Source organism: Streptomyces sp. NRRL WC-3742 (assembly GCF_000720635.1).
Classification (GTDB): Bacteria; Actinomycetota; Actinomycetes; order Streptomycetales; family Streptomycetaceae; genus Kitasatospora.
The window spans coordinates 1-8804 of record NZ_JOCF01000130.1 but is presented as its reverse complement, the minus strand read 5'-3'; the positions used below and the strand labels follow the sequence as shown (position 1 = coordinate 8804).

The following is an 8804-nucleotide window of genomic DNA, read 5'->3' as shown; positions in this document are numbered from 1 at the left end:
GAACGGACGCTTCCTTCGAGCCGCCTTCCAGCGGGCCCTCCGGGCGCTTCGTTCTTTCGTGTTTCCAGCTTACCAGATGTTTTCCGCTCCGTTTTCCGGGGCTTCGTCATCCAACTCGCTGGTGTCTTCCGGGGCTTGACGCCCTGTCCGACGTTTCAAACTCTAGCCGATCCCCGCTCCGAAAAGCGAATCCAGCCGCAATCCGATAAAACGAGCACGCCGAATAAGCACCGAGCCGCGACGCGAAAAGCGAAACGGCCGGCACAAGCCGGAAGTGGTGTTTCAAGGGATTGGCTACCTCGGGACCGTCCGCGCGGTGCGTGTCCGGTGCTCCCTGCCAGGCAGCTCGAAGAACACTAGACCTCTGGCACGACCGAGTCAAGCTCTGCAACCGGATTCTCAGCGTCCTCGTCCGCCGGCAGCTGGAAGGCGAGGACCGCCACGTCGTCGTCGTGCTCGGAGGTCACGCCCATGGCCCGGAGCAGCCGGGCGCAGATGACCTCGGGGGCGCCGACGGCGCCGGAGAGGGTGCGGGCGAGGAGGTCGAGTCCCTGGTCGATGTCCTCGTCGCGGCGTTCGACCAGGCCGTCCGTATAGAGGACGCCGGTGGTGCCGGGGAGCAGGCGCAGGGTGTGGGAGACGTGGAGGCCGTCGCCGGTGCCGAGCGGGGGGCCGTTCTGTTCCTCGCTGCGCAGGATGGTGCCGTCCGGGCAGCGCAGCAGGACGGGGAGGTGGCCGGCGGAGGCGTAGGTGAGGGTGCGGCGGCACGGGTCCCAGACGGCGTAGGTGCAGGTGGCGATCTGGTTGGCGTCGATCTCCATGGCGAGGCCGTCGAGCAGGCGCATCACCTCGTGCGGGGGCAGGTCGAGGCGGGCGTAGGCGCGCACGGCCGTGCGGAGCTGGCCCATGACGGCGGCGGCGCGCAGGCCCCGGCCCATGACGTCGCCGATGACGAGGGCGGTGCGGCCGCCGTCGATGGCGATGACGTCGTACCAGTCGCCGCCGACCGCGGCCTCGGCTCCGCCGGGCTGGTAGGTGGCGGCGACGCGCAGGTCGGCGGGCTGGTCGAGCTTCTGCGGGAGCAGGCTGCGCTGGAGGGTGACGGCGGCCTCGCGCTGGCGGCGTTCGGCTTCGCGCAGGCGGGCGGCGGCGAGGACCTGGTCGGTGACCTCGGCAGCGAAGATCAGGACGCCGGCGGGCGGGCCCTCGGCGGGGGCGTTCGCGGTGTCGCCGGGGCCGAGAGGGACGCAGGAGACGTTGTAGTAGCGGTTGCCGGTGAGGCCCAGGATGCAGCGGGCCTTGACGCTGCGGGGTCGGCCGCCGCGGATGACCTGGTCCATCAGGGGTAGGACGCCCATGGTGCCGAGCTCGGGGAGGGCCTCGACGGCGGGCAGGCCCGTGGGGCGGTCGCCGAAGAGGTCGCGGTAGGCGCGGTTGGTGTAGCCGAGCTGGTGCGCGGGGCCGTAGGTGACGGCGACGGGTGCGGGGATGCGGTTGAGGACCTCGCGCAGGTTCTGGGGCCTGTGCGGGTCGAGGAGCTCGGCGGCGCCGACGAGGTTGGTCGGGTCGCGGGGGCCGGGGACGACCACGCTGTCGGCGCAGGGCGTGCCGTCGTCGGTGCCGGCCCCGTCGGTCGGGGCGGCACGCCAGGGGACTCCGGTGAGCCGAGCGCTCCAGCGCATGAGGTTCAAACGACGGCCGCTTCCTCGTTTTCCAGGCATATCATCACTTTTTGTGTGCGTCTTGGCACACGGGGTAATGACTCAGGTCGGGCTGATCCTGTCAGGAGGAGGCCCGGTTCCGGAAGTCGCCCGCGCGGCGTGGCCGTCCGAACGGCCGCCCTGCCCTGCGGCGGAACCCGCTCACCGGGGAGCTTCCGGCCCGGCGCCGGGTGGTCGGCCGGGCCCCGGCTCGAACCCCTCCTCGAATCCCGAACGCTGGTACTCGACCCCGCCCAGGGACACGACCTCCCGGGAGAAGACCCCGCCCAGCACCCAGTCCATCAGCACCCGCACGCGGCGTTCCGCGCTCGGCAGGCGCCTCAGGTGGCGGGCCCGGTGCAGCCACCAGGCGCGGCGCCCGGTGATCCGGGCACCCCGGCGGGTGTGGGCGACGGCCCGCCCGATGCCCAGCGAGGTGGAGCAGGAGGCCGGGCCGGGCTCGTACGCGGCCAGGCCCGGCGCGTACGGTCCGGCGTCCAGCGCCAGCACCAGGTTGCGGGCGAGCAACTCGGCCTGGGCGAAGGCGTGCTGGGCGTTGGGGGCACAGGGGTCGCCGTTGGCGTTCGGGTCCGGGACGGCGGCGCAGTCGCCGGCGGCCCAGACCCCGGGCAGGGCCCGTCCGTCCGGTCCGACCGCCTGGAGGGTGGCGAGGCAGCGGACGCGGCCGAGGGCGTCCAGCGGGAGGTCGGTGTCCCTCAGCATCGGGGCGGGCCGCACGCCCGCCGTCCAGACGAGGGTGCGGGCGGCGAAGCGGCTTCCGTCCGAGAGCGCGACCACCTGGTCGGCGGCGGAGGCCAGGGTGGTGCCCAGCCGGACGTCGACGCCGCGCTCGCGCAGTTCGCGCAGGGTGTGCTCGGCCAGCTCCGGCGACTCCTCGGCCAGGATGCGGTCGGTGGCCTCGGCCAGGACCCACCTCAGGTCCGTGACGTCGACGTTGTGGTAGTCGCGCACGGCCGTACGGGCCATGTCCTCCAGCTCGGCGAGCGCGCCCACCCCCGCGTAGCCGGCGCCGACGAAGACGAAGGTCAGCGCGGCCTGGCGCAGTGCCGGGTCGCGGGTGGCGGAGGCCAGGTCGAGCTGTTCCAGGACGTGGTTGCGCAGGCTGACGGCGTCGCCGACGGTGGAGAAGCCGCGGCCGTGTTCGGCGAGTCCGGGCACGGGGGCGCCGCGGGAGACCGAGCCGGGGGCCACCACCAGGAGGTCGTAGGGCAGTTCGACCGGCGCGGGGGGCTCGCCGGGGCCTGCGGCGTCGGCGAAGGCCCTGCGGGTCGCGTGCTCGATGCGGGTGATCCTGGCGGTGAGCACCCGGCAGTCCGGCAGGACCCGGCGCAGCGGGACGACCACGTGCCGGGGGTCGATCGAGCCGGCCGCGACCTCGGCGAGCAGCGGGTGGTAGGTGAAGTACGCCTCGGGCTCGACGACGGTGATCTCCACCTCGCCGCTGCGCAGTCTCTCCCGCAGGCCGCGCTGGAGGTGCAGCGCGGCGGCCATTCCGGCACAGCCGCCGCCGGCGATCAGGACTCGGATGGTGCACCTCCTGCCGATGTGACGCTTGGTCCCGGCCGCCCCGCGGCCGGGGGTGTCCCCCATCACGCCCCCCTATGAAGGACCGGCGGGGGCGGTCTTGTCCACAGTCCGTACGGCATCCTTTGGGACGGACGGGGCGCATGTGGCCAGTTGTGCCTGCAGGGCGACTTTCTGACGCACTTTCGGGCGCGAAGAGCCGTGAACTATGGTCGGATTGTGTATCGGAGCGGACTCCGCCACGACCATCGGCGGCGACGCACCGTGGATCGGCCACTACGGCCTGTTCCAGTGTTGGCGCGAGAACCCGACTGCGGGACAGTCATCCGGGGAAGGGTAGTTCCCGGACGAGGCCCCGGGCGGCGCCGACGCGCCGAGCCGGGGTGTCCCGGCCCGGCGGCACGACGCACGACCGCGGTCACCGGAACGGGACGGGCGGCACGAGCGATGGATCACCGGGTCACTTCTGACGGATCGAGCTGCACCGGGGGGTGCAGGGGCGGGCGACGACTGAATCCGGATTCGGACGCCTGCGGGGGAGAGTTGGGATGATGGAACAACAGGAGCAGGTGTTGGGGCGGGCGGTCTCACCGCACGCAGGCCAGGGCACGGTGCCCGAGCAGCGCGGACCGGTCGCCGTGCCGGTCGACGCGCCGACGGGCGGCGTCTCGTACGCGGGCGTGCCGTACCGCGCGGAGCCCGTACAAGCCTCGGCGCCGGTGCCCGGCGCCCGGTTGCGGGTGGACGCGCGGCGGAACCTGGAGAGCGTGCTGCGGGCCGCTCGCGAGGTGTTCGGCGAGTACGGCTACGACGCGCCGATGGAGGAGGTCGCGCGGCGGGCGGGTGTCGGTGTCGGCACGGTGTACCGGCGCTTCCCGAGCAAGGAGGTGCTGGTCCAGCGGATCGCCGCCGAGGAGGTGGCCTGGCTGACGGCGCAGGCGCGGGAGTCGCTGTACGGCGGCGACGGCGCCTGGGAGGCGCTGGCCGGGTACCTGGCGCGGGCGGTGACCACGGGCGCCGGGCGGCTGCTGCCGCCGGAGGCGTTCCGGTACGCGGAGGAGCTGGGCCGGGTGCCCGAGCAGCGGGTGGCGGAGCAGGCGGGTGCGGTGCGCCTGGACGCGGAGCCGGTCGAGCCCTCGGCGGCGGACGCCGATCCTCGGCTGCTGCTGCAGTTACTGGCGGCTCTGGTGGCGCGGGCCGGTGCGGCGGGTGAGCTGCGGCCGGGCGTGACGGTGTCGGACGTGGTGCTGGTGCTGACGGCGTCGGTTCCGGTGCACGCGGCGCGGACGGCTCCGGCGGGCTTCGGCGCTCCGGCTTCGCTGCCGGTCGGTGTCGGCGGCCCGGTCGGCCTGGGCGGCTCGATTGCTTCGCAGGCGGACGGTCAACGCTCGGCGGGTCCGTCGGACCGGCTGCTGCAGATCCTGCTGGACGGCCTCCGGGCGCGCTGAGCCCCGACGCTCCGAGCACCGTGCGTCGGTGCGCCGAGCGTGTGCGACCGTGCGCCCCTGATGCCTCATCCCGGGGGCGGGCCACGGAAGTTGGCCGGAGGACCGGCGCGCGATCAGGGCACGCGCGCCGGGTGGGGACGGCGCGCGACCCGGCGCCGCACGCTGGGCGAACACACCCGCGACGGCCCCTCGGAAGAGTGGGTACCGGCCGGTCCGGCTACCGCCCCACCCTGCGCTATGCCATCCTTTGCCCGTGGTTGGAGCCAATGTCCCGATGCGCGCCCTTCGTGCGCCGTCGGCGCCGTGCGTCGGGGAACCGTGCGCCTACGCACTCCCGCGCGCCCTGCCACACTACGGGGGCTGTCGTGGAATCTGGGGTCCGTTGTGAGCGCCGAGGAACAGAACGACTACGGGTACGGCCTCGATTTCGGGGGCTACTCCGGTAGTACGGCCGAAGGGTCCGCCGCGGGCCCGGCCGGAGCCGCCCAAGTGCCGGGAGCCGCACCGGGTTCGGGCGCCGGTCACGTGCCCGACCAGGCCGGGATGCCCGGCCGCGAGTCCTTCTCCTCCACCTCCCCGCTGCCGCCCGGCCGCGTCCCGGGCCAGGCCCCCGCGGGGCGGGGCGGCGTCGCCCCCGAGGCGTTCGTCGGCGACGGCGTGCCGGTGCGCCCGACCGTCCCCGCGCCCGCCGATCCCGTCGACAGCGAGCGCCCGCCCTCCGACGCAGAGTTGACCGCCCGCGTCCGGGCCGGCGACGACACCGCGTACGAGGAGATCTACCGCCGGCACGCCGACTCCGTACGCCGGTACGCGCGCACCTGCTGCCGGGACAACTTCACCGCCGAGGACCTCGCCGGCGAGGTCTTCGCCCGCACCCTCCAGGCCCTCCGGGCGGGCAAGGGGCCCGACTTCGCCGTCCGCGCCTACCTGCTGACCGCCGTGCGCAACGTCGCCGCCGCCTGGCACCGCAGCGAGCGGCGCGAACAACTCGTCGACGACTTCTCGGTGTTCGCCCAGACCTCGGCCGCCGTCGCCGAGTTCGACCTCGCCGACCCGGGCGCCGACGCCTGGGCGATGGCCATGGCCGACCAGCGCATGGTGATGCAGGCGTACGCCGAACTGCCCGAGGACGACCGGATGGTGCTCTGGCACACCGAGGTCGAGCGCGAATCCCCCAAGACCGTGGCCGTCATGCTCGGCAAGACCGCCAACGCCACCGCCGTCCAGGCCCACCGGGCCCGCGACCGGCTCGCCGCCGGCTTCCTCCAGGCGCACGTCTCCGGCAGCCAGGACAGCACCTGCGAGGCGTACGCCAACCGGCTCGGCGCCTACGCGCGCGGCTCGCTGCGCAAGCGGGCCTCGGCCGAGGTCGGGCGGCACCTCAAGGAGTGCGACCGCTGCACGGCGGCCTGCCTGGAGCTGACCGAGATCAACACGGGCCTGCGCGCGCTGCTGCCCGGCGGCGTGCTGGTCTGGATCGGCGTCGGCGGGGCCGGGTTCGCCGCGGCCGCCGTGGGCGGCGTCGCGGCGGTCGGCGGGGCCGCGGCGGCCGGAACGGCTGCTGCGGCGACGGGCGGTACCGCCGGGACGGCGGGAGCCGCGGGAGCCGCGGGAGCGGCCGGGGCCTCCTCGGGTGGCGGCGCGGCGAGCGCCGCCGCCGGCGAGGGCCTGGGCACCGCCGCCAAGGCGGGCATCGCCGCCGCCGTCGCGGTCGCCGCGGCCGCCGTCGCCGCGTACGCGCTCACCGGCTCACCCGAGGCCAGGCCCCCGGCGGCCGCTCCCCCGGTCACCAGCGCCCCGGCCGCCCCCGGCCCGGTGGCCCCCGCGCCGGCCTCGCCCGCGCCGCCCAGCAGTGCCGAGCCCGCTCCGGAGGAGCCCGCGCCGAGCCCGCCGCCGCCCGTCGTCCCCGAGCCGGCGCCGAGTGCGACGCCCGCCCCGGCGAAGAGCCCCGCGCCCAGCTCCCCCGCTCCCCCGCCGCGCGTCGTGCCGCCGCCCGTCGTCCCCGAGCCGACGCTGCCGCCGGTGCCCACGCCCGACATTCCGGTGCCCACCGTGCCGGAGGTGCCGGTGCCGACCGTCACGCCGCCCGTGCCGCCGGTGCCGCCCACGCCCAGCGACTTCTGGGCCGACTCGCTGCCCGTCACCAAGCCCGGCAACAACCGGGTGCCGCCGGACGGGCCGAGCATCCGGAAGAAGGGCAGCGGGAACTTCCAGCAGCGCTCCGGCGGCTGGATCGCCGGCGACTACCACCCGCACGCGCTCACCGTGCACGCCCCGGCCACCACGCTGATCGACCTCAACCGCAGTTGCACGTCCTTCGACGCGGTCGCCGGGGTCGACGACGCCACGCTCTCGCCGGGCGGGGTCGTCTTCTCCGTCCAGGGCGGCGACGGCACCACGCTGTGGCACTCCCGCGCGCTCGCCGCCGGCGACTCCGCGGTGCCGGTGCACGTGCCGCTGGCCGGGCAGACGTCGATCCGGCTCGTGGTCACGCCCGCGAACGGGGTGTGGTCGGTACTGAACGTGGCGGACTGGGCGGAGGCCCGGTTCAGGTGTTCCTGAACCGGGCCCCGGGGCTCACGCCGACTCGGACCGCGCCGACTCGGACCGCGCCGACTCGGATCGCGTCGACTCAGATCGCGCAGGCGCCGTCCGCGCAGGACTCGCCCGCCGGGGCGACCGGCTGCGGGGCCGGGAGGCGCTCGCCGATCTCGGTGGCGACCTGGTCCAGCACCTTGCGGAAGGTCTCGGCGTCCTGGGCGCCCTGGACGGCCCACTTGCCCTCGAACACGAAGGTCGGCACGGCGTTGATGCCCAGCTCCCGGGCCTCCGCCAGCTGCGCCTCCACCTCGGCGGCGCCCTCGTCGCCCGCCAGGTAGGCGGCGGCGCGCTCGCGGTCCAGGCCCGCCGAGGCGGCGACCTCCACCAGCGCGGTGCGGTCGCCGACGTCGACGCCGTCCGTGAAGTGCGCCTTCAGCAGGGCTTCCTTGAGCCGGCCCTGGACCTCCGCGCCGTACTCCGTCTCGGCCAGGTGCAGCAGGCGGTGGCCCAGGATGGTGTTGACGTGCTGCGCGGCGTCGAAGTCGTACGTCAGGCCCTCGGCGAGGCCCAGCTCCGCGACCCGGGCGTCCATCGCGACGGACTGCGGGCCGTAGCGCTCGGCCAGCCAGGCGCGGTGGGGGCTCGCCGTCCCGGGGGCGTCGGGGACGAGCTGGTACGGGCGGTAGACGAGCTCCACGGCGTCCTTGCCCGGGAAGGCGTCCAGGGCCGTCTCGAACCGGCGCTTGCCGATCCAGCACCAGGGACAGGCGATGTCGCTGTAGATCTCGACCTTCATGCGGGGTGACTCCAAGGGGGCGTGAAACCTGTGTCTGCGAGATAGGTGAACGGTGAACCATCTCGGTACATTCCCGGCACGCCCGGCGGATCAGGTGCTTTGCGGATCAGCTGCTCGGCAGATCAGCTGCTCGGCGGAGCCGGGACCACCAGCACCGGGCAGGCCGCGTGGTGCACCGCCGCCGAACTCACCGATCCCAGCAGCAGCCGGGCGAAGCCCCCGTTGCCCCGGGTGCCGACCACCAGGGTGTGCTGCCGGGTCGACGCCTCCAGCAGCACCTCGATCACGTTGCCCAGCACCACGTGCAGGGACATCTCCCCGGTGTACGGGCGGGGGCGCTGGCGCTGCACGGCCTCCACGGCGCGGCGCAGCCCGTCCGCCATGCTCTCCACCAGTGTCTCCACGCTCTCCTGCACCAGCTCCGCCATCCCCGGCGGGTAGCCGGCCGGGGCGGGGTTCACCACGGCCAGCACGTACAGCGGCAGGCCGAACAGCTCCGCCTCCGTCATCGCCCGGTCCAGCGCCCACAGCGACCCGTCCGACCCGTCGCAGGCCGCCAGCACCCCCGCCGGCCTCCCGGACGGCGGCCGCCCCAGCACCGACAGCACCACCGGCACCCGCTCGCCCACCGAACCCTCCTCGCCCCGGACCCACGATCCCGGTCATCATCGCCCTCCCGCCCCACCCCGTCCGCGCTCGCCGCGCCGGACCCGAGGGGGCCGCGGGGGCCGGGTGGGGTGGGGCGGGTGCCGCGTGCCGCAGCGACGACAGGAG

5 protein-coding genes and 1 pseudogene are annotated in these 8804 nt (G+C 74.9%); 2 read left to right on the top strand and 4 right to left on the bottom strand.

The annotated features are described in order from the left end of the window. Positions 1-413: 413 nt before the first annotated feature. Together IH61_RS0139170 and IH61_RS0139165 are read right to left on the bottom strand one after the other, a co-directional pair. Positions 414-1691 (bottom strand): annotated as a pseudogene (locus IH61_RS0139170) (PP2C family protein-serine/threonine phosphatase); the annotation flags it as partial. Between the two features lie 171 nt (positions 1692-1862). Then, positions 1863-3311, bottom strand: coding sequence for an NAD(P)/FAD-dependent oxidoreductase (locus IH61_RS0139165; protein ID WP_078911740.1), 1449 nt, complete (start codon positions 3309-3311; stop codon positions 1863-1865). A gap of 485 nt (positions 3312-3796) precedes the next feature. Here IH61_RS0139165 and IH61_RS0139160 point away from each other — a divergent pair, with 485 nt between their 5' ends. Together IH61_RS0139160 and IH61_RS0139155 are read left to right on the top strand one after the other, a co-directional pair. Then, on the top strand, positions 3797-4693 hold the full coding sequence (locus IH61_RS0139160) for a TetR/AcrR family transcriptional regulator (protein WP_078911739.1): 897 nt from the start codon (positions 3797-3799) through the stop codon (positions 4691-4693). 384 nt (positions 4694-5077) lie between these two features. Continuing rightward, positions 5078-7255, top strand: a complete 2178-nt coding sequence (locus IH61_RS0139155; protein WP_051838760.1) for a sigma-70 family RNA polymerase sigma factor — start codon at positions 5078-5080, stop codon at positions 7253-7255. 70 nt (positions 7256-7325) lie between these two features. Here IH61_RS0139155 and IH61_RS0139150 read toward each other — a convergent pair whose 3' ends face one another. Together IH61_RS0139150 and IH61_RS0139145 are read right to left on the bottom strand one after the other, a co-directional pair. Beyond that, positions 7326-8030 carry a DsbA family oxidoreductase gene (locus IH61_RS0139150; protein ID WP_031079073.1) on the bottom strand — a complete coding sequence of 235 codons (705 nt, stop codon included), beginning with the start codon at positions 8028-8030 and terminating at the stop codon, positions 7326-7328. Between the two features lie 122 nt (positions 8031-8152). Next, positions 8153-8659: a universal stress protein gene (locus IH61_RS0139145; RefSeq protein ID WP_051838759.1), complete on the bottom strand. Its 507-nt coding sequence runs from the start codon at positions 8657-8659 to the stop codon at positions 8153-8155. Positions 8660-8804 lie beyond the last annotated feature (145 nt).

Excerpts from the sequence above, each read along its gene's own strand:
- IH61_RS0139165 (WP_078911740.1), bottom strand. The coding sequence starts at position 3,311 with ATGGGGGACACCCCCGGCCGCGGGGCGGCCGGGACCAAGCGTCACATC.
- IH61_RS0139160 (WP_078911739.1), top strand. The coding sequence starts at position 3,797 with ATGGAACAACAGGAGCAGGTGTTGGGGCGGGCGGTCTCACCGCACGCA.
- IH61_RS0139150 (WP_031079073.1), bottom strand. The coding sequence starts at position 8,030 with ATGAAGGTCGAGATCTACAGCGACATCGCCTGTCCCTGGTGCTGGATC.